The organism is Clostridium sp. 'White wine YQ' (assembly GCF_028728205.1).
Taxonomy (GTDB): Bacteria; Bacillota; Clostridia; order Clostridiales; family Clostridiaceae; genus Clostridium_T.
Map to the genome: position 1 here is coordinate 2,026,636 of NZ_JAQYUU010000001.1, position 24,629 is coordinate 2,051,264.

Consider the following 24,629-nt stretch of genomic DNA (forward strand, 5'->3'; position numbering starts at 1 on the left):
ATCGTATCCCCCTAAAAAATACTCTCGGATTCTTCCTCAGTAAGAACTCTTGAAAGATCTAATAATATTACTATCTTATTATCTAGTTTTATTAAACCTTCTATGTAACTTCCAGAAACCCCGGAACTAACTGCTTGATTCTTTTCAATCGCTGTTGTTTTTATGTCCTTAACCTCATATACATTATCAACTAAGATTCCAAACTTATTTTCACTATTATTGGTAACTATAATTTTTGAAACTTTTTCTTTATCGTGTGTTTCTGCATCTACCAAAGAAAATTTCTTTTTAAGATCTATAATTGGAAGTATTCCAGTTTCGTAATTTATTACTCCTTGAATAAAATTAGGAACATCTGGAATTAAGGTTGGAACCTCGTAACCTAATATTCTTTCAACTTCCATTATATTTACTGCATAACTTTCTTGGTTCAAACTAAAAATTAGTACTTTCATTTCGCTAGAAGACATTTTTTCCCCTCCTACAACACAAACTTTTCAACTATTAGTTCATTATCTTCATCTAAATAAGCATGTACATTTTTTGAATCTTCTTCGAAAACATATTCTCTTAAACCAAAAAGAAGACATGTACCTATATATGCTATATCAGCATATATATGTCCCTTTTTCCCTGTAATAAGCTGAGTTTTTCCTCCTCCTTCAGATCCGACAATTTTACATCGTATCTCTTTTTCAGATTTTATAACTCCTCCTCTCACTACTGAATTATTACCTTTAAAATGAATTTCCCCCAATGCTTCAACATGTGAAAGATAGGATCCTGATCCAGTAAATATTACGTCACCTGATGCTTGTATCTTACAATCTTGAGCATATGCCAATGTTAAATTCACTGGAAGCTTAACTTGAGATTTTAGAATTTCATTTTTCGAATCAATTAGATCAATTATGTTATATAATTCAGTATGGCTTTTTATGTTAGTCGCTCCAAGACCAAAAACATTATTCTTTAAGAAGAATTTTAGTTTATCATTTTGAAGTTCTTCCTTGCTAGTATCTCTAAGGTAAATAATACTTTTTGTTAATAATCTTTTGAATTTTTTATCTAAAAGAAGTCTAATTATTTCTCCATCTTTCAAACCTTTTCCAAATAAGTTTCTTTCTTTTACTTGGACAACTGCTTCAATAAGTGCACATAAATCTTCTTTTATTCCATTTAATAAAGTCATTTCATTCACTACAACAGTATTATCTCCACCAGCAATTATAGTACTTCCTATAGAATTCCCCTTTATAAGAATATCGCCTCTTGCAACTAAGGTAGAGGTGCTTACATTTCTCTCTACAATAAGGGTATTTCCTGCATCTACCCTCATTCCATCCTTTACTTCCCCTTTAATATGGATATCTCCAATAAAGCTTATATTTCCGCTTTTCATATCAACATCTATATCTTGCATTAAAACTTTATTCACCTGGAAAATACCTGATTTCAAACAAGGTCTTCCATCAGTTGTAGCTATTATCTTATCATCTTCAAGCTTACAACCTTCACCTGTCTTTATATTTAATTTACCTGCAACTTTTCTTTTTAATTCTTTTCCAAATATATTAGTTCCGTTAGCTCCTTCTTCCCCTTTAATTATCTCAGCTAAAACTTCGTCTGTTTTTATATTTGCAATAGAATAAAAATTCTTATAATCAACCCTAGATAAATCATCTTCTCCCCTAGATTGATTGCTTTCACTAAAATAAATTTTAAGTTCATCTGGAATATCATCTTTAACTGGAATACCTTTAGCAACTTCCATTCCTTCAACCGTCTCTAACGTTGAAGCTTCTTTGATATTCTCTTCGATCAATCCAAATACGACATTCTTCTCATGTAAAATTGTCTTAATATCATCAACTGAAAACTTAGGTGGAAATTGTGTTTCTTTTTCTTCCAGTTGAACTTCAAGCATTGTTGTTGCTTCTGCATCTTTTATGGCATACTTAATTTCGGGTATATAACTTATGGATATTTTAGCTTCCATTGCATCGTGATCTATTTTTATATCAATATTTCTTTTTGATTTTTGTTCACCAATAACAAATTCAATTTTGTTATTTTCAAAAACCCTAGTTCTTCCTGAAACTTCTTTTCCATCAACAAAACACTCTAAATAGTTCGAAACAAACATTTCAGCTGGCTTTCCGTTTTCCTTAGGATCTCTAACATGAATTACTCCATTCTCAATCCAAACAGCTCCATCAAATTCTGATATAACTTTTTTATCTTCTTTTGCTGTTTCAACTAGCTCAACTTGAGATTCCTCTGCAACTTCAACTTCAATTTCGATACTTTTTTTAAATATACCATGTTTTTCATTAATAACCTTATAATTCAACTCATTACTAGGTATATTTAATTTTAAACTTGCTTTGTTTAAAACTTTTTCCAAATTTTCATCCTTAAATACAATTTTACCCATAATTCCACCCCTTCAACCATCTTCAGTATACCATATGTCGATAAATATTAAAATTACTTAATTAATATAGTCATATATTTTATTTTCGTAACACTCCATCAATTTCTTAATGATATCATTTAAATTTGATTTAAATCTAAAGCTATCAACTTGAGAAATAGGTAATATCTTAGGGGAAGTTCCAGTAATAAACAATCCATCTAAGTTTTCGATATCCTTATAACTTACTTTTTCCTCTTTTAATTCTAAGTTATTAGCTTTACATAACTCAATTATTTCACCTCTAGTTACTCCTGGCAGTACATCTTTTATTGGGGAAGTAAGAACTTCATCCCCTCTTATCATAAAAATATTTGATCTACTTCCCTCTGTAATATAACCATTTCTATCCACTAATATAGCTTCATATGCTTCAGCATCTTTAATTTTCTCATTAACTTCATTTCTGAAATTGTTATTTACAATTTTCGCGTTAGGATTCTCTCTTTCTCCAAAGTATAGTATAGTTTTTACTCCATTTTCATATTGTTCTTTTGTTGGATAACTATGAGGAATAAAATACACCCTTAAAACATCTTCTTTCTCCATTATCTCAACTGTTATCTTTACATTTCCTTCGTATACCTGATTTACTTCTACTAACTTTTCAATAGATTTCTTTATTTTTTCAGAATCATATGGATTTACTTTGTTAATTAGTTTAAAGGAATTATCCATTCTTTTTAAATGTTCTTCTAAAAATAATGGAATGCCTTTAATTATCCTAAGAACCTCATATATCACCACTCCTTCATTTTCTTCGTGATATACTTTTGATTCTCTTACTTTTTCATTTTCAATATAATAATTTTGTGCAATCGCCATAATTGTCCCCTCCTATTTCCATGTTAATACTTCTATATCTGGATGCCCTTTTTTATAATTAATTAAATACGGCTTACCTACTAAATCAAACAATGGTTTATCTGACATTGAATCAGAATACATAATACTGTTCTTAAAATCTACTTCTAATCCTTCTTTTGATAGTTCTTCTTTTAATCTTCTAACCTTTTCTTCTCCTTTGCAATTAGCACCATCCATTCTTCTAATGAATTTCCCTTCCTTAAAAGAAAACTTTGTTCCTATTATCTTATCAACTTCCTTAATATTATAAAATTCATTTAAGTAAAATTCTGGTGATGCAGAAATTAAATAAATAAGATATCCTTCGCTTTTCAATTTTCTTATTGTATTAATTGCATCTGCATATAATATACTAGTTAATCTATTTTCATAAAAATCTTTTACTATTATAGCTAAATCAGCCTCATCAACTCCATCAAGAAATTTTAAAAATCCTTCCTTAACTCTTTTCTCATCATAAAACTTTAATCCATACATAACTCCACAATATATAGCCCTCGGTATGTATCTTATATTCTTAAAATCTTTTTTTATCACATACCTAAACAGCTCCATCAATGTCTCTCGCCTTGTCAATGTAAAATCTATATCGAAAATGGCTAATTTTATCATTTTAATTCTCCTTTTTCGTAAAAATATAATTACTTTTCTAATCTATTTAAATATAAATTATTAGTTATATTATACTAAAAAAAATGGTGTAAAATGCAATTTAATTGCACTTTACACCTATTTTTTTAAATTATTCTGCTAAATCTTGATAAAATTTAGCTACGCTATTAAATTCTGCTTCATCTTCAACTGGTACTAATGATTCATCTGTATCTGCCTTCATTAAGAAAACTGAATTATCATTTGGATCTTGTACTAGAGCATATACACTTCCTTTAAAAGCTTCTTCTTCTCCAGCATATTCAAAGCTATCAACTACTTCAAATGAAACTATATTTCCTTCTTCATCTTCAAAATCAACAAATAGAGTTTCTTCTTCATGGTCGTGGTCGTGTCCACATCCACAGTCTTCTCCATGATTATGTTCATGATTATGTCCTTCGCAGCCACAACCGCATTCTTTATTTAATTCTTTATCTGACATATAGTATCCCAAAGACTAATCTTAGTCTTTGAGAATTCACCTCCTTCAATTTAGGTATTCATTTAATTTTAACCTTATTTCTTAAATATTAAAAGAAAAATTTTTTTATTCTTCGAATTCTTCTAGAAAGCTATGCTTAACCCCTTCTTTTTCCCATCCTAATATAGCATCCATAGAAACATTCTCCGCAGCTTTAAATATTGATTTATCAACATTATTAAAATTCTTTTTTAAATTTTCAATTAATTCTTTAATTTCATATCTCTTATTGCCTGTTTTCTTTGCTGCAACCATACAAGCACAATTAAGTGGCCATATTCCAGAACTTTGCGTAAATTTTTGAATATATTGTTCCTCTATATAATAAAGTGGTCTTATTAGTTCTATACCTTCAAAATTCGTTGATTTAAGTTTTGGAAGCATGGTCTTAAAGTTACCAGCATACAACACATTTAACATAGTAGTCTCAATAACATCATTAAAATGGTGACCTAATGCTAACTTATTGCATCCTAATTCTTTTGCTTTTGAATATAAAGAGCCTCTTCTCATTCTTGCACACATATAACATGGATAGTCTTGAGCAATTCTATCTACTACATCAAAAATTCCCGAATCAAATATTTGTATAGGAATCCCAAGGTAATTGCAATTATCAATGAGTAATTCCTTTATATTTTCATGATACCCTGGATCCGCAACTATAAACTCTAAATCAAATTGCATTTGCCCATGTCTTTTTAGTTCCTGAAAAAGTTTTGCCATTATCATAGAGTCTTTCCCCCCGGAAATGGCTACCGCTATCTTGTCTCCCTCTTCCACAAGCTTATAATCTTGAACTGCCTTTATAAATTTACGCCATATTTGTTTTCTATATTTTTTTATTAAACTTCTTTCTATTTCAGCCAAGGGTTTTCTTTCATTAAAAGGTACTAAAACCTCACAACCTTGCCCAGCAATATTACTCATTTTTTCCACCTCATTAATTAGCTTTTAAAATATATTTTATTATAGCATCAATATCTATATAATGCATTAAAGAATTTATATGTCACATTCTGGACATTCTTAGGCACAAATGAGTTATTAGTGAACTTAAAACCCTAAAATATATTTTAATATAATAAAGGTTTATAAATAGTCTTTAATGCAAATATTCACCAACATTACTAGACTCTTTATAAACCTTAAACTTTTCCTAAAAACTATACTCTATATCCAAGTCTTTTAAAAATATTTTTTTCCTTTAAATATAAATAGATAGGAACTCCAACTACAGTTACAACAACAAACTCCCCTACTCCAACTTGGAACATTGTTAGTAATAGTGGAGCCTGCACAACATAATAGAGCATATATCCTATAAAAACTCCATTAATAATTGTTGGCCATAGAGATGCTACAATTATTCCCAACTTGCTATCTTTCATTATTTTAATAGTTCCACTCATTAATATAACTGCTACAAAAGTAGCTAAAGTACCAACTGTTATGTCCATAAATCCATAAGGCCCTAATAAATTAGCCAAAAAACATCCTAAGGTAAGACCAACTATATAAAACGGATCTACTAATACCAAAAGAACCATGATTTCTGAAATTCTAAATTGTATAGGTCCATAAGCTATTGGCGCTATTAGATAAGTAAGTGCAGCATAAATAGCTGCTATAAGTGCGGAATAAACTAATCTTTTTATTTTCATTTTTCTCCTCCAAGATACTATATTAAACCTCTTTTTAAACGTAAAAAACCGTAGAAATAATTTCTACGGCAAAATAAAGGATTATAATTATTACATTTAATAATCCTTAAAACACAACAAATAAATAATAAAATAATTTTATTACTTTCATTGAGCCGTAGTTTTGTTTAAAGACAGGAGGCTTTCGAACTGTCTTAAATATAATCTTTAAAATTCTTGCATTATGAGTATAAAACATCAATTACTTAATATCCTGCCCTATGATGTTTTATATGAAATAATACTCTAGAATTTTTAGATTATATTATCAAGCTCTTTAAAATTCTTCATTATTATATTCCATACTCTTTATAAAATCAAGTAACTTTAAATTATATCTCCCGCTTTATTTTCTCTATAATATCCCCTTGAGAATGTATAATTCTATCTATTTTTTCATTTAACTCATATAACTTATTCTCTAATTTTCTTTGCTTTTGTTCAATTACTTTATTCTGCTCAGCTATCCTTTTTATCCTAGAAAGTCCATTAATTATTGCAGCTATAAAAATTATTGTTATTACAAAAAATAAAATTTCTAGCATCTCCATATATATTCATCCTCCCTAAATACCCTTTTGTAAATTATACCAAATATTTATTCATTCACAAAGCAATATAAAAAGACTGTTGCTTTTTACAACAGTCTCTACCAAACCTATATCTATAGGGTTTTAAGTTGAACTAATAGTTTATTTATGCCTGATATCAAACAAGAATAAATTAAGTTTCCTATAAAAACCCTATTTATTATCTAAATCTATCACCCTTAGGTGTATTTTTCGCTACGTTTTGTTCAAATGCCTTAACCGCATCTTTAGTAAAATTACCTGCTTTATACCCTACTTCTGAATTTAAACCATCATTCATTACATCGCCTTTTATTCCTGTATTATTTTGTTGTTTTTTCATATATCTCTCACTCCTTGTCCATATTTATTATCCCTGTACTCAATATAAGTATCCCACCAACTATGGTTTTTATGCTTACACCTTCTCCCAATAATAGAAATCCATATATTACTGAAGAGACAGGATCAATATAGCTAAGGATTGCAATTTTTTCAGTAGCTAAACTTTTAAGACTTGTAAAATATAGTATATAGGCTAAACCAGTGTGAATAATTCCTACTACTAATAAGTATCCAACTGTCTTTGTTGAAGTTATTGTATATTCTCCTCTATAAAGTATTATTGGCAATAAACTTATCGCACTTACAAACATTTGGACAAATGTACTATTTAATCCACTTACACCCTGCACTTTTTTGTTTATTAAAATAATAAGTGCATATACCAAAGCTGCTAATAGTGCAAAAGATATACCTAAAAAGTGATTGTATTCTCCTGTTTGATTTGTATTATTTGAAGTGAGAATAAGAAATAGTCCAAATATTGCAATCACAACTGATATAATGCTCTTTAATTTAATCCTTTCTTTTATAACAAATGGGGCTAATAATATAGCTAGTGCAGGTGCTAAATAATATGTTAGTGTTCCATTTGCAATTGTTGTATACTTATATGATTGGAAAAGCAGAATCCAATTCAGGCCTAAGAATATTCCCAATATGATTAAGATAAATAAAGTTCTTCTGTTTTTTCTATCAAATAATTCACTTAATGAATTTTTAAAATAAAATTTATTAATAAAAAAAATGAATACTGTTCCAATAACTGCTCTTGAAAATGCTATTTCTTGTGATGGCAAATTAATATTTTTAACAAATACCCCTAAGCTTCCCCATATAAGCATTGAAATCATTAATTTTATTGTGCTGTTATACCTCATTAGTAATCTCCTTAAAAAATAACTTAAAGGAATTCAGAAAAACTGAATTCCTTTATTAATTATACACTATATATGCAATTTATCATCTTTCTTCTCTAAAGTATGGTAAACCCAATGAACTTGGTGGTGCATTCTTCTTCGATTTTCTTACTGATATTACAACTAATACTAAAATTGTTACTAAGTATGGAAGCATACTTAAGATATAAGGAGAAATTATAGTCTTTTCTAGTCTAAACCCAATAATATCTAAACCTCCAAAAAGATATGAGCCTAAAATAGCTTTATAAGGATTCCATGCTGCGAATATTACCAAAGCTACTGCAATCCATCCTCTTCCAGATGTGATATTATCTTGCCAAACTGGTACATATACTAGTGAAAGATATGCTCCACCTAGCCCAGCTAAAGCTCCTCCTATTATGATATTTACATATTTATAGAGCGATACATTTATACTCACAGAATCTGCTGCCCCAGGATTTTCACCTACTGCTCTTAGATTTAATCCGATCCTTGTTTTATACATATAAATACCTACAATTATAGTAAGTACATAAGATATATATACAAAGGTATCTTGGTTAAATAATATATATCCTATAAATGGAATATCACCTAACACCGGTATTTTCATTTGAGCAAAGAAACTCTTTACTGAATCCGGAACTACTTGACCAACTACTTTTTGACCAAGTAATGAAGAAACTCCAGTTCCGAAAATGGTTAATGTTAATCCTGTTACTACTTGATTAGTCCTAAATGTTATTGTCAATACTGCATAAACAAAAGCTCCGAATGCTCCTGCTGCAATTGCTGCAAATAATGCTAAAATAGGATTTCCCGTTCCATATCCCACTAAAAATCCTAAAACAGCTCCTAGAAGCATCATTCCTTCTACTCCTAGGTTAAGGTTACCAACCTTTTCAGTTAATATTTCTCCTAAAGTAGCTAATAATAAAGGAGTTCCTGCAATTATAGCTGCATGTAAAAATGATTCTATATTCATCTTTTTACCCCCTTAAAATCTATTTTATATCTAATAAACATTTCACCTGCTAGCACACAAAATAATACTAATGCTTGAATAACTGATGCTGCTGCATTTGGTATTCCAAAAGCTGTTTGTATATATGCTCCACCTTGAATTAGAACTCCGAATAAGAAGGATACTACAAGGGTAAAAATCGCATTTAAATTTGCAAGCCATGCTATTATAATAGCTGTATTTCCTACACCATTTGTAACTTCAATTGATAAGGTTTGACTAACAGCTGAAGCCTGAATAAAGCCTACTAAGCCACATAAAGCACCACTTATAAAAACTGCTTTAAATATTGTTTTATTTATATTAATACCTGCATACTTTGCTGTATTTTTACTTTCCCCTAAAACTGCTATTTCATATCCTAATTTACTATGATTCATAAAGATAAAGAAAACTACCACAATAATTAATGCAATAATCCACCCTATGTGTACTCCAAATAACTTAGGTAGCAATGCTTTATCAGCGAAGTTTGCTATTTTAGGAAATCCCATAGCATTTTTATCTTTAAGTAAATCAAACTGCAATAATGTTATAAATTTAAGTGCCACATAATTAAGCATTAACGTAATAATAGTTTCATTTGTATTAAAATATACTTTTAAAAATCCTGCTATCATTGCCCATAATCCGCCACATATGATAGCTGCTAAGCACATAAACAAGAGTAATATAGGTTTCGGTAACGCTGTAAAGTTTAATGCAACTATGGCAGCTCCAAAAGCCCCCATAAATATTTGGCCTTCTCCTCCTATATTCCAAAAAAGCATTTTAAATGCAACACCAACTCCAATTGATGCAATTACTAAAGGTATTGCAACAATAATTGTTTGTCTTATTCTATTTGGAGATCCTAATGCACCTTTAATCATTCCTCCAAATACATCTACTGGATTGTTCCCTAATATTAGCAAGAAAATTCCTGCAATTAAAATAGCTATTACTATAGAAAGAATTCTTATCTTAATATTTGTTGATTTTTTAACTTCTTCTCTTTTAACTAATCTAATCAAAATGCTATCCTCCTTAGGCTTCTGCCCCTACCATCATTAGTCCTAGTTTCTCTCTTGTTGCATCTTTACTATCGATGGTTCCACTTACATTTCCATTACATATAACCATTATTCTATCGCACAGTTGCATTAAAACATCTAAATCTTCCCCAATAAACAATACAGCTGTACCATTCTTTTTTGCATCATTGATAAGATTATAAATAGTAAAACATGTGTTAATATCTAATCCTCTAACTGGATATGCCATTACAAGCAGTTTAGGATCTACACTAAGCTCTCTTCCAAGCAGTATTTTTTGAATATTTCCACCTGATAAATTTCTTATCGGAAAATGTATTGAAGGTGTTTTAATTTCTAATCTATCTTTAAGTTCTAAAGCTCTTTTTATTACTGGCTTTCTATCGATTAAAAGTCCTTTTTGAGAATAGTAGGATTTTAGAAGTAAGTTATCAACCATATCCATAGATCCAACCAACCCCATACCTAATCTATCTTCAGGAATGAAACTCATACTTATTCCTCTTTTAACGAATTCCCTAGGATTTTTTCCTTCTAAGTTTTCTCCATCAAATACTATTTTTCCAGCTTTGACTTTAGAAATTCCTGCAATAGCCTCACATAATTCCTTTTGTCCTGCACCAGCTATTCCAGCAACTCCCAGGACTTCTCCCGCCTTTATAGAGAAAGAGATATTTCTTATAGCTTCAGTTCCTTCTTCGCTAAGTACAGTTAGTCCATCTACATTTAGAAGTTCTTTTCCTTGTTTTGCTTCTACTGCTTCTATTGATAGTTCTACAGCTCTACCTACCATAAGTTCAGTCAATTCTTTAGGTGATGTTTCACTCTTCATAAGAGTTTTAATTGTTTCCCCTTTTCTTAAAACTGTTACTTTATCACTTATTTCCATAACCTCATCCATTTTGTGAGATATAAAAATAACTGCACATCCAACTTCTTTCATTTTTCTCATTATCTTAAATAGCTTTTCAGTTTCTTGTGGTGTAAATACTGTAGTTGGTTCATCTAGTATTAATATTTTAGCTCCTCTATAAAGCACCTTTAATATCTCTAAATTTTGTTTTTCTCCAACTGACATATCGGATACATACTTATCTAAATCCACTTCCAAATCATAAGTTTTACAAATTTCCATGATGTCTTCATCTATCTTTTTGCCCTTTGAAAACAATCCCTTACTATTTCCTAAGTTAAGATTATCTCTCGCAGTCATTGCTTCAACTAACTTAAAGTGTTGATAAATTGTTCCTACTCCTGCATCCATAGCTTCTTTTGGGGATCCAAAACTCTTTTTTTCTCCATTTAGTTTTATCTCACCAGCATCTGGAGAATAAACTCCTGAAATTATATTTATAAGTGTGCTTTTACCTGCACCATTTTCTCCAAGTAATGCATGAATTTCTCCCTTATAAAGATCTAAGTTTATATTATGATTTGCTAATACGGTACCAAATCTTTTTTCAATGTTAATTAACGATATTAATGGTGTATTATTATTCATTCACGCCTCCATAAAACTAGAACTGAAGAAATTACTTCTTCAGTTCTTTATTTTTGAATTTAACCCTATATTACTTAGAGCTTGGAATTGTTCCTTCTACCCCTTGAACAAACCAATCTATATTCCAGATTTCATCATCTGTTAATGTTTTTCCTTCTGCAACCTTAACATTTCCACTTTGATCTTTAATTGGACCTTGGAATATTACATTCTTTCCACTCTTAATCTTATCTTCAGCTTTTGCTACTGCATCTTTAGCTCCTTCTGGTGCTACTGAAGTAAGCGGTGCAAGTGATACTATTCCATCTTCATAACCACCCCAGTACTTTTCTGATTTCCAAGTACCATCTTGAATAGACTTTATAGTTTTAACAAAGTATGGACCCCAGTTCCAAACTGCTGATGTCATGTTAGCTTTTGGTGCTGTTTTACTCATATCTGTGTTGTATCCAACTGAGTAAACGCCTTTAGCTTCTGCTGCTTGTTGTGGACCTGCTGTATCTTGGTGTTGAGCTATAACGTCAGCACCTTTATCTATTAATCCTTCAGCTGCTTGTTTTTCTTTAGCTGGATCGTACCAAGTATTAGTCCATGAAACTTTTACTTTAACGTTCTTATTAACTGATTGAGCACCTAGTGTAAATGCATCTATATTTCTTATAACTTCTGGTATTGGGAATGCTCCAACAAATCCTAAAGTGTTTGATTTAGTTTTTAAACCTGCAACAACTCCATTTAAGTACATCATTTCATGAATCTTACCAAAATATTGACCTAAATTAGCAGCAGTTTCATATCCTGAACAGTGTAGGAAAGTTACATCTGAATATTTCTTAGCTGATGAAACCATACCATCTTGGAAACCGAAACTTGTTCCAATAATTACATTAGCTCCTTGATCTACCATATCATCAATAGCTTTTTCTACTTCTGCCTTATCTTCTTTTACAGATTCTTTGTAAAGTGTTTTTACTCCTGTTTCCTTTTCAAGGTAAAGTCTACCTTGATCTTGAGCGTAAGTGAATCCACCGTCACCTATTGGTCCTACATATAAAAATCCAACAGTTAGCTTCTTCGCTTCTTTCTTTTCACTTCCTGTGCTGCTACATCCTGTTAACACTACAGATGCTGCTACAGCTGCACTTAAAATTACCTTTAGGAATTTTCTCATTACATTTACCCCCGAAATTTAATTTTTTTGTTTTTACTATTGTTTGTTTTGTTTTCTTTTGTTAAAATTTCTCATTAAAACAAAAAAATCCTGAGCAAGGCCTGCCCAGGAACGTATAGTTTTTTTGTACGCAAAAAACTATACATTCGTAGTCAGGTAGTTTACGGCCTCCTGGTAGAAACGTTTGATCCATATTATCAAACATATACGAAATGAATAATAACCATCAAATTAATACGAATGTTCGTATTAACCATCTTATAACTGTATGTTACACTGTTAGAGTTTAAAAATCAATAGCTTTTATAAAAATAAACTTTTTACTTATATATTAGGCATTTTTTAATAATTTATCAAATGAAAACATAATCATAAAACATTTCATTATCAAGAATTAGGTAATTTGCATGCATACCATCTTTATCCTAAATATATAAACACGAATTAAAAGCTAAGTTCAATAGTAATTGGACAATGATCCGAACCAAATACTTCGTTTAATATCTCTGCATCTTTTAAATTGGGTTTCAAACTATCAGTAATAAAATGATAGTCTATTCTCCAACCTGTATTTCTCTCACGAGCTTTAAATCTATAACTCCACCAAGAATACTTAACCTCTTCAGGATTAATATATCTAAATGTATCTGTATACCCATTTGAAATAAATTTATCTAACCATTCTCTTTCCATCGGTAAGAAGCCTGAAGTTTTTTCATTTGCTTTGGCATTTTTTATATCCATTTCCGTATGTGCAGTATTATAATCCCCACAGATAACTAATTTTATCCCGCTTTTAACTAAGTCATTGCAATAATCCAAAATGGCATCATAGAATTCCATCTTATAATTTAGCCTTTCTTCATTCATTTGCCCATTTGGGAAATAAATATTTAATAAGGTAAACTCATCAAATTCTGTTATTAAAATTCTTCCCTCACTATCAAACTTCTCGATTCCTATACCATGATAAACGTTCTTTGGCTTTATCTTGGTATAGGTTGCAACTCCACTATACCCCTTCTTTTCAGCAAAAGAAAAGTAAGAATAATACCCCTCAATATTTTTAGCTTCCTCTTCCAGTGTAGCTTCCTGCAATTTTGTTTCTTGAATACATAAAATATCAGGTGAAGCCTCTTTAAACCAAGGCAAAAATTCTTTCTTTAATATCGCTCTTAATCCATTTACATTCCAAGAAATTATCTTCATATCTATCCCTTCCTTTCGGATAATAATTATTAATTATATTAACATAATAATTTATTTTTATCTTTTTAACAACATGATATAATAATATATATTAAATTTAGTGTTAAGAGAGGTTTGTTTAATGATCAAAAACGACTTAAGTGATAAAATTGTAGCTGATTTTTTGATGAAGGTTCCAAACATAGAAGATATGGATTTAGAAGATTTTAGAAATAATATAATAGAAATTTATAAACAATATACTGGGTTTAACTATGACTTACTAAAGTCTTTACCTTCTCAAGAATTAATTAATCTACTTACTAATGAAAGAATTAAGGATTTTTCCAGAGTATTAATAGTGAGTACTTTATTATTCATTGAAGGTATTAAAGAAGAGAATTACTCTAAAATAAATAAAAGCTATGAGATATTTGAATTGTCTTTAGATAGAGACTTCGATGTTAAAGATAGTCAATTCAAAGGTGAATTTATTAAAATCATGGATGCATTAAGAGAATACGAACTTCCTGATGAATTACAGCATAAACTTTTTACTTATTATAAGGATTTAAACGAATATGTAAAAGCTGAAGATTCCATTTATGAATTAGCAGAAAATAATCCTCACTATACTTCTGCGCTTATAGATTTTTATAGCTATCTACTAGCTTTAGATGATGAGACTTTAGAGGCAAATGATTTTACAAGAGAAGAAATTCAAGAACAATTATCCGAAGTTAATAACGAATAAATTAAATAAATAACTCCAGAACACTTCATGTATTCTGGAGTTATTTTATTGGGAAATTCTCAATTGAATCTTTATAAGCTTATTAATTTCTATAAAAGATTTCTAGCCATGATAACTCCCATTAAGGAAGCCATCATTAGACCTCTTGTCCATCCGCTTGAATCACCTAAGCAGTATAGACCTTTTATGTTACTTTCAAAGTTTTGATCTATATTTATTTTATTGCTATAAAACTTAATTTCAGGTCCATATAAAAGAGTTTCACTTGATGCAAAACCTGGAACTACTGTGTTCATTGCTTGTATAAAGTTTAATATATTAGTCATTGATCTATACGGCATTGCGGCAGTTAAATCTCCTGCAACTGCATCTGGCAATGTGTACATTACATTAGTTCTATCTAATTCATGCTGCCAAGTTCTTTTTCCTTCTATTATATCTCCATATCTTTGAACTAATATTTTTCCATTTCCAAGCATATTAACTAGTTCAGCTACTTTTTTACCATATTCTATTGGCTCATCAAATGGTTCACTAAAATTGTGTGAGCTTAATATAGCTAAATTTGTATTTTGAGATTTTTTATCTTTATAAGAATGTCCATTTACAATTGCCAAGTTATTATCATAATTTTCCTGACTTACAAACCCACCTGGATTTTGGCAGAAGGTTCTCACTTTATCATTAAATGGTCCTGGATATCCAATAAGCTTTGATTCATAAAGAACCTTATTAACATCCTCCATTACTTCATTTCTTATCTCAACTCTCACACCTATATCTACAGTACCAGCTCTATGTGAAATATCATGTTTTACACACATATCACTTAACCAGTCTGCTCCTTTTCTTCCAGCAGCAACTATTATATTTTCTCCATATACTTCATCAGTTGAAGCTTTCTTAAGAGCATCTGTAAATATCACACCTTTTATTTTGTTATCTTCTATAATTAAATCTTTTACTAAAGTATCAAATCTAATTTCAACACCATTTTCAATAAGGTATCTTTCTATTTTAAAATATATTTCTTGTGCTTTCTCTGTCCCTAAATGTCTAATTGGGCAATCAACTAATTTTAATCCTGCCTCAATAGCTTTTCTACGAATTTTCTTAACTTCTTCCGGATTATCTATTCCTTCTATTTTGCTATCTGCACCAAATTCTAAATATATACCATCTGTATAATCTATAAATTCTTGTGCTTTTGCACCTCCAATTAAGTTCGGAAGATCTCCGCCAACTTCATAGCTTAGTGAAAGCTTTCCATCTGAGAATGCTCCTGCCCCTGAAAAACCTGTAGTTATATGACAATATGGTTTACACGATACACAAGTTTTTGTCTTATCTTTTGGACAATGTCTTTTCTCTACGCTTTTACCCTTCTCAAGAATCAGAATTTTCTTATCTGCTCCTTGTTTAACTAGTTCTAATGCTGTGAATATTCCTGCTGGACCAGCCCCAACTATTATTACATCATACATAATATCATCCTCCATTATTAAAGTCGTGTAATAAAAGATCAGCACTTATAGCTCAAACTATTTACGGTAGCTCGGTAGATACATCCGGACCTTATTCCCAGATTTATATAAGTGAACATTTTTAACATTTTCCTCGGGAAAGTTCTTCCCAATACGAAAGTTTATACTACTCTACCATAAAAATCAATAGTTTTCCGTATGTTTTTTTAAAATTTAATAAAAATTTTCGTCTTTAAATTTTTTTGACTTAAGTTTTAACATAAAAAACCTTCTACAAGCTAATGTAGAAGGTCTCCCTTACAATTAATTATTTTTCTTTTATTACTGTTCTTAAATATATAAAGTTTATAACACCAATGGATGCTAATAGTGGTAGTATTATTTTTATTGGAGTATCTCCAACAAATAATAAACTTATTGAAATATATAATATAAAGCCCAATATTCTTCCAGCTGCTATAGGTATTTCTCTAACTATTAACAAATCACCTAAATTATCTTTTTTCTCGCTTGCCTTATGGGCTACATGATACATAATTTCATTAAATGGAACATTCCAAAATATTGTGAAGATTGAGGATACTATTCCATTTATAACTATACCTGTCCTATTATTAAGTATAACTAACAAAATAGTGGAAATAAAAATTGATATTGCTGCAGAAAACAACCATTTTGATGCTTTGTCTCTTTTATACAATTTCCCTACTATATATGAACTGATTATTCCTAAAATCGAAACTATTGTTGTATATTTTCCCATTGCAAGTTCATTTCCGAATATTAGATAGACTAATATATTTAAAAGATATGCCATAGCCCCATCTTTTAATCCCATCAAAAAATTAGCTCTCATTATCTTATCCCAAGGTTTATATCCACTATTTAGGAGTGTCTCTTTAAACCTAAATGTTCCAGTTAATTTTTCATTTTTGAGTTTGCTACTCAATATAATTGCAAGTACAAATAGCGCAAAACTTATTCCAAAGATTATGTAATAACCTAGCATACCTATAAAATTAACAATTACAAAACCTGATAACATAGGAGCTAGTGCAGCTGTAATTGATATTATTGAGCCAGATATTCCAAGATAATATCCTCTATTTTTATCGTCTGTAACATCAAAAACTAGTTTATTATAACCATAATAGTAAAAGCCCATTGCTAACCCGCTAAATACACCTACTAATGGTAAAAACTCTTTTACCCTTTCCTTTAGAAGAAGTACACTTAAATAAAATATTATATAAAAAACTATTCCCAACCTGAAGCAATAAGTTGTTCCTTTCTTCCTTGCTATATATCCTGATAATATAAATGCCACCGGAACAAAAAAGTAGACGATTATATTATATATTCCAAGGTATTTTAAATCTGATGTTAATCTAAATAGATAAACATTTACAAATGTGTTAGAAAGAGCATTACACAATGAAAACAGCACATGAATTAACATAAGAATTTTTCCCAAACTCGATATGTGATTATTTTCCCTAACTTTTCTTTTTTCTTTAACCATAATAGGCTATCCCCCGTAAATAATTTAAGTCTTTAAAATTCTATATAAACTATATCACTTAATTTAATCAAAAATTTTTAAAATATGAAAATAACTTTATAAATAAAAAAAGATAGCAAGTAAGCTATCTTTTTTTATTTATATTATTCTAAAAGGAATTCAAAACTATCTCTTAATAAGTTAATACCATTCCCCTCTTCAATTGTAAGTATACTTTCAGGATGGAATTGAACTGCTAATATTTTATGTGATCTGTGCATTACTCCCATAAGTATACCTTCTTCATCTTCGCATATATTAATAAGCTCATTTCCAATTGTCTTTCCATATATAGAATGATATAGCCCAACTTTAAATTCATCCTTTATTGATGGCCATGGAGCTTCTTTATGCTTTATTACCCTCATCTTCCTTCCATGTCTCGGTTTTTCCACATAATCTAAAGTCCCTCCAAAGTACTCAACAATTCCTTGCAAACCTAAGCATACTCCTAGTATTGGTATTCTTTTTTCTAGCGCTAATTTTATACTTTCACTAAGCTTAAACTCCTTTGGTGTTCCTGGCCCTGGTGACAAAATCACAACATCATAATCATTTTCTCTTAAACTTTTTCTTGCTTCTTTCCCCCTAAAGGTAGTTACATTAAAGCCTAAGGTTTTAATATAATTTCCTAAGGTATGCACAAAGGAATCATCGTGATCAATAATTAGTGCTTTCTTATCTTTAAAGGGGACGGTTAACATTTTTTGTGACTTTTTATCCTCTTGGAACTCTAAACTTTTAAGCATTGCGAGAGCTTTTACTTTAGTTTCTATCTCTTCATCCTTTTCAATTGAATTATTTAATAAGGTCGCCCCAACTCTAATTTCAACCTTATTCTCTATATACCTTAAGGTTCTTAAAGTAATACCTGTATTTAGGTCTCCATTGAACTTAATAAACCCTACTGCTCCCCCATACCAATTTCGTCTATCTTTCTCAACTCTCTCTATCCATTCAATCGCCCTTTTCTTTGGAGCTCCAGTTAAGGTTACTGCCCACATATGAGTTAAAAAAGCATCTAAAGAATCATATCCCTCATTTAGAATTCCTTCTACATGGTCCACAGTATGAATCAGATGTGAATACATCTCAATTGTTCTTCTGCTTAAAACTTTAACTGTCCCTTCTTTACATACTCTGCTTTTATCATTTCTATCAACATCTGTACACATAGTTAACTCTTCTTCATCTTTTAATGAATTAATTAACTTTTTAATTTGTTCACTATCTTCTATTGGATTAGCCCCTCTTTTTATTGTTCCACTTATTGGACAAGTTTCAACTTTATTATCCTCAACTCTTACAAACATTTCCGGAGAAGACCCTATTAAATATTCTCCGCCCAAGTTAATAAAGAAATTATAAGGGCTTGGATTTATATTCTTCAGATTATGATATATCTTTTGGGGAGATAACTTAGTTTCTCTAACCATTGAATAAGAAGGTACTACCTCAAACAAATCCCCTCTTCTAAAGCTTTCCTTTGCTAGAGTAACTATCTTTTCATAATCTCCTTCTTTTATATATTCTTCATTTAATGATTTATTTAAGTTAAGTTTATTGTTAACGGTCCCCATTTTATTCTTAGTTGAAATTCCTTCATATGAGAAATCATAATTAATAAAATATGTCTTAGTTAATTTATTATCTTTTATATATATTTTCTGAGGGAGATATAACACTAAATCTTCTGAATCATCTCTTGATTTAACTAATTCTATATCATCTTCAAATTGAAAAACTAAATCATATCCAAAAGCCCCATATAAACCAATCCATGGATCAGAAGTTTTAAATGCATTCATTAAACTTCTAATTAAGGTAAATATACTTCTTTTTTTACTTCTCTCTTCTTCTTTATATACCCTATTATCTTTTTCAATGTTGAATAAGATTTTCTCTTCTTCTTTCATTAAGGATATTCCGCTTATATTACAAATCATTTCATATACAATCTTTAATAACTCTTTCCCACCTAAATTAAGTGCTGTAATTTCCCCTTTTAACCCTGAAGCTCTTATCTCTAAATAAGGATTAACTACTGCTGCTTCCCATCTTGAATATCTATTGGGATATTCATAGTTAGATGAAAATAAAGCCCCTTTATTTGTATTAATCTCTTCTTCTAAAAAGCTTAAATCCTTAAATTCTAATTCTTCTTTATAAGTAGTAATTTCAATATTGCTAGGAGTTATATACTGTTCCTCAATTCTTTCCATCATGATTTTGATGCCTTTATAAGTTCATCTAAAGTATTATAATCATTTTCTCGTAGTAATTTTATAATCTTAGTCCCTACAATAACCCCATCAGCATATTTAATAATCTCTTTCACATCTTCCTTACTACTTATTCCAAAGCCAGCCATTAAAGGTAATGTGGCTTCTTTTCTTATCAAATTAAATTCTTCTTCTAACGCCTTTTTATCTATTTCTTTTTCTCCTGTTACTCCAAGTGAGGTTACAACATATAAAAAACCTTCTCCATTTGAACATAAATCTTTCACTCTTGATTTTGGAGTTGTTGGAGAATATAAAGGTATATAGGCTATTTCATATTTATTAATGTATTCTTCTATAAAGTCTTTTTCTTCTATAGGCACATCTGGCAAAATAACTCCTTGAAGGTTTACTTCCTTTGAGGTTTTAAAAAATTCTTCTAATCCATACTTAAATATTGGATTAATATAACTCATTATGACTAAAGGTATATTAGATACTTCCCTTACTCTTTTAATTAACTCAAATACTTTATCAACATTTACTCCATTCTTTAATGCTTTTATACCACTTTCCTGAATTACCTTTCCATCTGAAGTTGGATCTGAAAAAGGAATTCCTAATTCAATCAATGTCGCTCCAGCTTCTTCAAAAAACAATATATCGTTATAGCTTCTGTCTAAACCATCCTCTCCGACCATAATATAAGGAATGAATGCTTTCTCACCATTATTAATCTTCTCTTTTAAAAGTTCTCCTAAATTACTCATTACCTGCACCCCCAAAAAGCTCACTTACTCTCTCAACATCTTTATCTCCTCTTCCAGAGAGACAAACAACTAAAATTTCGTCCTTACTCATTTCTTTTGCTTTCTTCAAGGCATATGCTACCGCATGAGCAGACTCTAAGGCTGGAATTATTCCTTCAAGTTTTGAAAGCAATTCAAAACTCTTAAGTGCTTCATCATCATTAATTGGATAGTATTTAGCTCTTTTTATATCATTTAAATAGCAATGTTCAGGTCCAACTCCTGGGTAATCTAATCCTGCCGAAATAGAATATGGTTCAATCACCTGGCCATCTTCATCTTGCAAAAGATACATAAGTGCTCCATGAAGTATACCTTTTTCCCCTTTTGCAATTGTCGCTGCATGTTCACCCGTTTCGATTCCCAATCCTCCAGCCTCAACTCCTATAAGTTCAACCTCTTTATCTTCAATAAATGGATAAAACATTCCTATTGAATTACTTCCTCCACCGACGCAAGCTACTATTGAATCTGGAAGTCTTCCTTCTACTTTTAATATTTGTTCTTTTGTCTCTTTACCTATTACACTTTGAAAATCTCTTACCATTCTTGGATATGGATGAGGTCCTAACGCTGAACCTAAAATATAATTTGTATCCTCTACATTTTCAGCCCAATATCTTAATGCCTCATTGCATGCATCTTTTAGCGTTTTGTTTCCGCTATGAACCGATACAACCTCTGCTCCTAATAGTTTCATTCTAAATACATTTAATGCTTGTCTTTTTACATCCTCTGCCCCCATAAAAACAATGCATTTTAGATTAAACATTGCAGCAATTGTTGCGGTTGCAACTCCATGCTGACCTGCCCCAGTTTCGGCAACTACTTTCTTTTTCCCCATTCTTAATGCTAAAAGGGCTTGCCCTAATGTATTGTTAATTTTATGAGCTCCAGTATGATTTAAATCTTCTCTTTTTAAATAGATTTTAGCTCCTCCACAATATTCGGTTAGCCTTTCAGCAAAATATAAAGGAGTTTCTCTTCCCACATAATTTTTCAGGTAATAATCAAGTTCTTTTTTAAAATTCTCATCACTTATAGCTTCATTGTAATATCCTTCTAGCTCTCTTAATGGTTCTATTAACGTCTCCCCTACAAATCGTCCCCCATATATACTAAAATGTCCTTTTTCATCTGGTAAATTATATTTCATATTTAAGCCCCCTTATTTTATTTATAAACCCCTCTATTTTATCCTTATTTTTAACTCCATCAACTTCTAAACTTGAAGATGCATCCACCATATAAGGATTAGCTAAACTTATTGCTTCCTGTACATTTCCTGCATTTAATCCCCCAGCAAGAATTATTCTGTTTCTTTCTTCTTTAGAAAGTGTTCCAAGTAGTTCCCATGAAAAACTATTCCCATTTCCTCCTCTTTCATTTCCTTTCCCCTCCAAAAGAATGTATGGTACTTCAAATGCTAATGCTCTTTTTATTTCTTCAAGATTTTCAACATTAAATGCTTTAATAACTGTGAAAGGTAACCTTTTTATAAAGCCTTCATCTTCCTCTCCGTGTAGTTGAACCATGGTTAAGCTGCCATCATAGTAAGCTTCCTTTATATAATCCTCTGATTGATTTACAAAAACCCCAACTTTATCAACATCTGATTTTAAACTTTTAGTAATTTCTTTTAACTCTTTTATTTCAATTCTTCTTTTGGAGGGACAGAGTATAAAACCTAATGCATCTACCCCTAAATCCTCAGTAAATTTTGCTGTTTCTTCATCTCTTATCCCACAAATTTTTATCTTAACCATTATAATTTTAGCTCCTTAAAGGTTTCTTTTAAGTTGCTTGATGTTACAAAAGTTTCACCTACTAATATTCCCTTTACTCCATGAGCTTTAAGTTTTTCCACATCCTCTTTGGTTTTTATACCACTTTCAGATATAATGAGTTCTTCCTCTCCAATATTGTTTGATAAATTTATTGTAGTATCTAAGGTTACATTAAAAGTTTCTAGGTTTCTATTATTTATTCCAATAATATCTGGCCTAAGTTCCTTTGCCCTAAACAATTCTTCTTCATCATGGACTTCCATTAACACTTCTAAATTCATATAGTGTGCATACTCAAGCATTTCCTTAGCTTCATCTTGAGTTAGTGCCTTAAGGATTAATAAAATCACATCCCCACCATATATCTTGCAAAGATCAATTTGAATTTTATCCACAAAAAAATCTTTATTTAGAATAGGAATTGTTAATATCTTTCTTGCTTTTTCCAAATCACTATAGCTACCCTTAAAATATCTTTCTTCAGTTAAAACAGATACTCCCGAAGCCCCACTCTCTTCATAAAGCTTAGCTGTTTCTTCAACATTTAAATCTAAATTTAAATTTCCTTTTGATGGTGAAGCCTTTTTTATTTCTGCTATAACTCCTATTGAACTTGATTTTAATAAACACTCTCTTAATGAAACTCCTTTCCTATCTTTTAATTCCATAGCCTTTGCATGAATATCTTCTCTATTTAAAAGTTTTAAATCTTCTCTTTTCTTTGATATAATCTCCATTAAGATATTATGCATATTTCTGGCTCCCCTCAATTAGTTCATTAAGCTTAATCAATGCTTTTTTAGAATCAATAAGCTCTTCTGATAGTGAAATTCCTTCTTCTATGCTAGATACTTTATTTGCTGCTAATAAACCTAATGCCCCATTAAAAACTACTGTATCTCTGCATGGACCCTTTTTACCGCTTAATACATCTAATGAAATTAACTTATTAAATTCGGGCTCTCCTCCTTTAATATCCTCTAAGCTTATTCTCTTAAAACCTAAGCTTTCAGGTGTAATTGTTCTATATTCAATTGAATCCTTTGATATTATTCCTAAATAGGTTTCTCCTGTTAACGTCCCTTCATCTAATCTATCCTCGCCATTTACTACAATTCCAGTTCTCCCCATTGATTTTAATGCCTCAGCTATAGGCTTTATTAGTTCCTTTTTATATACTCCTAACAATTGAGATTCTAGTATAAATGGATTTGCTAAAGGACCTAATATATTGAATACAGTTGGTATCTTCAAATCTCTTCTAACTTGCATAATCTTTTTGAATTTAGGTTGCATATTCGGTGCAAAAATAAAAACAATTCCAATATCCTCTAGTAGCTTTTCAATACCTTCTTTCGGCAAATTAATGTTAACCCCAAGAGACTTTAATAAATCAGCTGATCCACTTTTAGATGAGATGGATCTATTACCATGCTTAGCTACCTTAACCCCTGCAGCAGCTAGTAAGAAACTATTAGTTGTTGAAATATTAAAGGTACCGCTACAGTCACCGCCTGTTCCACAATTGTCAAATAACCCTTTCATCTCTTTAAATTTCAATGCATTTTCTCTCATGCCTTCTGCCATTCCTGCTATCTCTTCATAACTTTCACCTTTTGTTTTTAGAGCTAAAAGAAATCCCCCAATCTCTCCTTCTGTAGAATCTTCAGAAAACATATAATTCACGGCTTCTTTAGCTTCAGTTTTATTAAGACTTTCCCCTGATGCTACTCTTAATAAATAATTTTTAAAATCCATAAAATAGCCCCCTTTGTTAAAATATAAAAATAAAAAAGCCCTCTACAGAAAAATTATTTCTGTAGAGGGCGAATTATCGCGTTGCCACCTCAGTTAGTATAAAAATCTATATAAAAATAGATATAATTATACCATCTCATTATCAGATACTTTCATATCCTATCCCTGTAACGTAGGAAAACGTATTGCATACTAAAATTTCAGCTCACTCTCGTAAGTCCATTCACAAAAAAATCTGCTGTAAGTTCACACCAACCACTTACTCTCTGAAAACTTCTTTTTAAGCTACTACTCTTACTCATAGATTTATCTCTATTCAATTGTTAATAATATAATATT

At 30.4% G+C, this 24,629-nt stretch carries 24 protein-coding genes, 2 riboswitches and 1 other annotated feature; of the genes, 1 reads left to right on the plus strand and 23 read right to left on the minus strand.

Annotated elements, in window-relative coordinates; translation table 11 throughout:
* Positions 1-11: 11 nt before the first annotated feature.
* The 15 genes from PTZ02_RS10195 to PTZ02_RS10265 form a co-directional block, all read right to left on the minus strand.
* Entirely contained in the window at positions 12-470 is a 459-nt protein-coding gene (locus PTZ02_RS10195) for a chemotaxis protein CheW (RefSeq protein WP_274227674.1), read from the minus strand.
* 11 nt (positions 471-481) lie between these two features.
* Positions 482-2,437, minus strand: coding sequence for a DUF342 domain-containing protein (locus PTZ02_RS10200; RefSeq protein WP_274227675.1), 1,956 nt, complete (start codon positions 2,435-2,437; stop codon positions 482-484).
* Between the two features lie 57 nt (positions 2,438-2,494).
* Positions 2,495-3,301 (minus strand): aminotransferase class IV, encoded by an 807-nt coding sequence (locus PTZ02_RS10205; RefSeq protein ID WP_274227676.1) that lies wholly within the window; start codon positions 3,299-3,301, stop codon positions 2,495-2,497.
* 12 nt (positions 3,302-3,313) lie between these two features.
* Complete coding sequence (locus PTZ02_RS10210; RefSeq protein WP_274227677.1) at positions 3,314-3,955, minus strand: HAD-IB family hydrolase; 642 nt, start codon at positions 3,953-3,955, stop codon at positions 3,314-3,316.
* Positions 3,956-4,085: 130 nt separating this feature from the next.
* Positions 4,086-4,439 carry a DUF1292 domain-containing protein gene (locus PTZ02_RS10215; RefSeq protein ID WP_274227678.1) on the minus strand — a complete coding sequence of 118 codons (354 nt, stop codon included), beginning with the start codon at positions 4,437-4,439 and terminating at the stop codon, positions 4,086-4,088.
* Positions 4,440-4,544: 105 nt separating this feature from the next.
* Positions 4,545-5,408 carry a tRNA 2-thiocytidine biosynthesis TtcA family protein gene (locus PTZ02_RS10220; protein ID WP_274227679.1) on the minus strand — a complete coding sequence of 288 codons (864 nt, stop codon included), beginning with the start codon at positions 5,406-5,408 and terminating at the stop codon, positions 4,545-4,547.
* A gap of 236 nt (positions 5,409-5,644) precedes the next feature.
* On the minus strand, positions 5,645-6,142 hold the full coding sequence (locus tag PTZ02_RS10225; RefSeq protein WP_274227680.1) for a QueT transporter family protein: 498 nt from the start codon (positions 6,140-6,142) through the stop codon (positions 5,645-5,647).
* Positions 6,143-6,513: 371 nt separating this feature from the next.
* Positions 6,514-6,732: a hypothetical protein gene (locus PTZ02_RS10230; protein WP_274227681.1), complete on the minus strand. Its 219-nt coding sequence runs from the start codon at positions 6,730-6,732 to the stop codon at positions 6,514-6,516.
* 199 nt (positions 6,733-6,931) lie between these two features.
* Entirely contained in the window at positions 6,932-7,093 is a 162-nt protein-coding gene (locus PTZ02_RS10235) for a hypothetical protein (protein WP_274227682.1), read from the minus strand.
* A gap of 7 nt (positions 7,094-7,100) precedes the next feature.
* Positions 7,101-7,973 carry a DMT family transporter gene (locus PTZ02_RS10240; RefSeq protein WP_274227683.1) on the minus strand — a complete coding sequence of 291 codons (873 nt, stop codon included), beginning with the start codon at positions 7,971-7,973 and terminating at the stop codon, positions 7,101-7,103.
* A gap of 82 nt (positions 7,974-8,055) precedes the next feature.
* Positions 8,056-8,982, minus strand: coding sequence for an ABC transporter permease (locus PTZ02_RS10245; protein WP_274227684.1), 927 nt, complete (start codon positions 8,980-8,982; stop codon positions 8,056-8,058).
* Positions 8,979-10,034, minus strand: coding sequence for an ABC transporter permease (locus PTZ02_RS10250; RefSeq protein WP_274227685.1), 1,056 nt, complete (start codon positions 10,032-10,034; stop codon positions 8,979-8,981). The genes PTZ02_RS10245 and PTZ02_RS10250 overlap by 4 nt, the downstream gene beginning before the upstream one ends.
* A gap of 13 nt (positions 10,035-10,047) precedes the next feature.
* The gene (locus PTZ02_RS10255) at positions 10,048-11,556 is read right to left on the minus strand and encodes an ABC transporter ATP-binding protein (RefSeq protein WP_274227686.1); all 1,509 of its coding nucleotides are present in this window, start codon (positions 11,554-11,556) and stop codon (positions 10,048-10,050) included.
* 70 nt (positions 11,557-11,626) lie between these two features.
* Complete coding sequence (locus PTZ02_RS10260; RefSeq protein ID WP_274227687.1) at positions 11,627-12,727, minus strand: BMP family ABC transporter substrate-binding protein; 1,101 nt, start codon at positions 12,725-12,727, stop codon at positions 11,627-11,629.
* A 129-nt stretch (positions 12,728-12,856) separates the two neighbouring features.
* A riboswitch (purine riboswitch) is annotated at positions 12,857-12,958 on the minus strand.
* Positions 12,959-13,171: 213 nt separating this feature from the next.
* Complete coding sequence (locus tag PTZ02_RS10265; RefSeq protein ID WP_274227688.1) at positions 13,172-13,936, minus strand: exodeoxyribonuclease III; 765 nt, start codon at positions 13,934-13,936, stop codon at positions 13,172-13,174.
* A gap of 121 nt (positions 13,937-14,057) precedes the next feature.
* Here PTZ02_RS10265 and PTZ02_RS10270 point away from each other — a divergent pair, with 121 nt between their 5' ends.
* Complete coding sequence (locus PTZ02_RS10270) at positions 14,058-14,669, plus strand: DUF6483 family protein (RefSeq protein WP_274227689.1); 612 nt, start codon at positions 14,058-14,060, stop codon at positions 14,667-14,669.
* Between the two features lie 89 nt (positions 14,670-14,758).
* Here PTZ02_RS10270 and PTZ02_RS10275 read toward each other — a convergent pair whose 3' ends face one another.
* From PTZ02_RS10275 to trpD, 8 genes are all read right to left on the minus strand, one after another.
* Positions 14,759-16,156, minus strand: a complete 1,398-nt coding sequence (locus PTZ02_RS10275) for an NAD(P)/FAD-dependent oxidoreductase (RefSeq protein WP_274228091.1) — start codon at positions 16,154-16,156, stop codon at positions 14,759-14,761.
* 25 nt (positions 16,157-16,181) lie between these two features.
* Positions 16,182-16,284: riboswitch (purine riboswitch) on the minus strand.
* A gap of 176 nt (positions 16,285-16,460) precedes the next feature.
* Positions 16,461-17,675, minus strand: coding sequence for an MFS transporter (locus PTZ02_RS10280; protein WP_274227690.1), 1,215 nt, complete (start codon positions 17,673-17,675; stop codon positions 16,461-16,463).
* Positions 17,676-17,818: 143 nt separating this feature from the next.
* Positions 17,819-19,939 (minus strand): anthranilate synthase component I, encoded by a 2,121-nt coding sequence (locus PTZ02_RS10285; protein WP_274227691.1) that lies wholly within the window; start codon positions 19,937-19,939, stop codon positions 17,819-17,821.
* Positions 19,936-20,706 (minus strand): tryptophan synthase subunit alpha, encoded by a 771-nt coding sequence (trpA, locus tag PTZ02_RS10290; RefSeq protein ID WP_274227692.1) that lies wholly within the window; start codon positions 20,704-20,706, stop codon positions 19,936-19,938. The genes PTZ02_RS10285 and trpA overlap by 4 nt, the downstream gene beginning before the upstream one ends.
* Positions 20,699-21,901, minus strand: a complete 1,203-nt coding sequence (gene trpB / locus PTZ02_RS10295) for a tryptophan synthase subunit beta (RefSeq protein WP_274227693.1) — start codon at positions 21,899-21,901, stop codon at positions 20,699-20,701. Before trpB ends, trpA begins: the two co-directional genes overlap by 8 nt.
* Positions 21,891-22,511, minus strand: coding sequence for a phosphoribosylanthranilate isomerase (locus PTZ02_RS10300; RefSeq protein ID WP_274227694.1), 621 nt, complete (start codon positions 22,509-22,511; stop codon positions 21,891-21,893). Before PTZ02_RS10300 ends, trpB begins: the two co-directional genes overlap by 11 nt.
* Positions 22,511-23,284: an indole-3-glycerol phosphate synthase TrpC gene (trpC, locus tag PTZ02_RS10305; protein ID WP_274227695.1), complete on the minus strand. Its 774-nt coding sequence runs from the start codon at positions 23,282-23,284 to the stop codon at positions 22,511-22,513. The genes PTZ02_RS10300 and trpC overlap by 1 nt, the downstream gene beginning before the upstream one ends.
* Positions 23,277-24,290, minus strand: coding sequence for an anthranilate phosphoribosyltransferase (gene trpD, locus PTZ02_RS10310; RefSeq protein ID WP_274227696.1), 1,014 nt, complete (start codon positions 24,288-24,290; stop codon positions 23,277-23,279). The genes trpC and trpD overlap by 8 nt, the downstream gene beginning before the upstream one ends.
* Positions 24,291-24,351: 61 nt before the next feature.
* Positions 24,352-24,601: a binding site (T-box leader), on the minus strand.
* Positions 24,602-24,629 lie beyond the last annotated feature (28 nt).

What these genes read in the sequence shown, in the direction of transcription:
- PTZ02_RS10230 (WP_274227681.1), bottom strand. Translation starts at nt 6,732, where the DNA reads ATGGAGATGCTAGAAATTTTATTTTTTGTAATAACAATAATTTTTATA.
- PTZ02_RS10210 (WP_274227677.1), bottom strand. Translation starts at nt 3,955, where the DNA reads ATGATAAAATTAGCCATTTTCGATATAGATTTTACATTGACAAGGCGA.
- PTZ02_RS10220 (WP_274227679.1), bottom strand. Translation starts at nt 5,408, where the DNA reads ATGAGTAATATTGCTGGGCAAGGTTGTGAGGTTTTAGTACCTTTTAAT.
- trpD (WP_274227696.1), bottom strand. Translation starts at nt 24,290, where the DNA reads ATGGATTTTAAAAATTATTTATTAAGAGTAGCATCAGGGGAAAGTCTT.
- PTZ02_RS10195 (WP_274227674.1), bottom strand. Translation starts at nt 470, where the DNA reads ATGTCTTCTAGCGAAATGAAAGTACTAATTTTTAGTTTGAACCAAGAA.
- PTZ02_RS10215 (WP_274227678.1), bottom strand. Translation starts at nt 4,439, where the DNA reads ATGTCAGATAAAGAATTAAATAAAGAATGCGGTTGTGGCTGCGAAGGA.
- PTZ02_RS10265 (WP_274227688.1), bottom strand. Translation starts at nt 13,936, where the DNA reads ATGAAGATAATTTCTTGGAATGTAAATGGATTAAGAGCGATATTAAAG.
- PTZ02_RS10225 (WP_274227680.1), bottom strand. Translation starts at nt 6,142, where the DNA reads ATGAAAATAAAAAGATTAGTTTATTCCGCACTTATAGCAGCTATTTAT.
- PTZ02_RS10300 (WP_274227694.1), bottom strand. Translation starts at nt 22,511, where the DNA reads ATGGTTAAGATAAAAATTTGTGGGATAAGAGATGAAGAAACAGCAAAA.
- PTZ02_RS10200 (WP_274227675.1), bottom strand. Translation starts at nt 2,437, where the DNA reads ATGGGTAAAATTGTATTTAAGGATGAAAATTTGGAAAAAGTTTTAAAC.
- trpA (WP_274227692.1), bottom strand. Translation starts at nt 20,706, where the DNA reads ATGAGTAATTTAGGAGAACTTTTAAAAGAGAAGATTAATAATGGTGAG.
- PTZ02_RS10240 (WP_274227683.1), bottom strand. Translation starts at nt 7,973, where the DNA reads ATGAGGTATAACAGCACAATAAAATTAATGATTTCAATGCTTATATGG.
- PTZ02_RS10245 (WP_274227684.1), bottom strand. Translation starts at nt 8,982, where the DNA reads ATGAATATAGAATCATTTTTACATGCAGCTATAATTGCAGGAACTCCT.
- PTZ02_RS10260 (WP_274227687.1), bottom strand. Translation starts at nt 12,727, where the DNA reads ATGAGAAAATTCCTAAAGGTAATTTTAAGTGCAGCTGTAGCAGCATCT.
- PTZ02_RS10270 (WP_274227689.1), top strand. Translation starts at nt 14,058, where the DNA reads ATGATCAAAAACGACTTAAGTGATAAAATTGTAGCTGATTTTTTGATG.
- PTZ02_RS10285 (WP_274227691.1), bottom strand. Translation starts at nt 19,939, where the DNA reads ATGATGGAAAGAATTGAGGAACAGTATATAACTCCTAGCAATATTGAA.
- trpC (WP_274227695.1), bottom strand. Translation starts at nt 23,284, where the DNA reads ATGCATAATATCTTAATGGAGATTATATCAAAGAAAAGAGAAGATTTA.
- PTZ02_RS10205 (WP_274227676.1), bottom strand. Translation starts at nt 3,301, where the DNA reads ATGGCGATTGCACAAAATTATTATATTGAAAATGAAAAAGTAAGAGAA.
- trpB (WP_274227693.1), bottom strand. Translation starts at nt 21,901, where the DNA reads ATGAAATATAATTTACCAGATGAAAAAGGACATTTTAGTATATATGGG.
- PTZ02_RS10255 (WP_274227686.1), bottom strand. Translation starts at nt 11,556, where the DNA reads ATGAATAATAATACACCATTAATATCGTTAATTAACATTGAAAAAAGA.
- PTZ02_RS10235 (WP_274227682.1), bottom strand. Translation starts at nt 7,093, where the DNA reads ATGAAAAAACAACAAAATAATACAGGAATAAAAGGCGATGTAATGAAT.
- PTZ02_RS10280 (WP_274227690.1), bottom strand. Translation starts at nt 17,675, where the DNA reads ATGGTTAAAGAAAAAAGAAAAGTTAGGGAAAATAATCACATATCGAGT.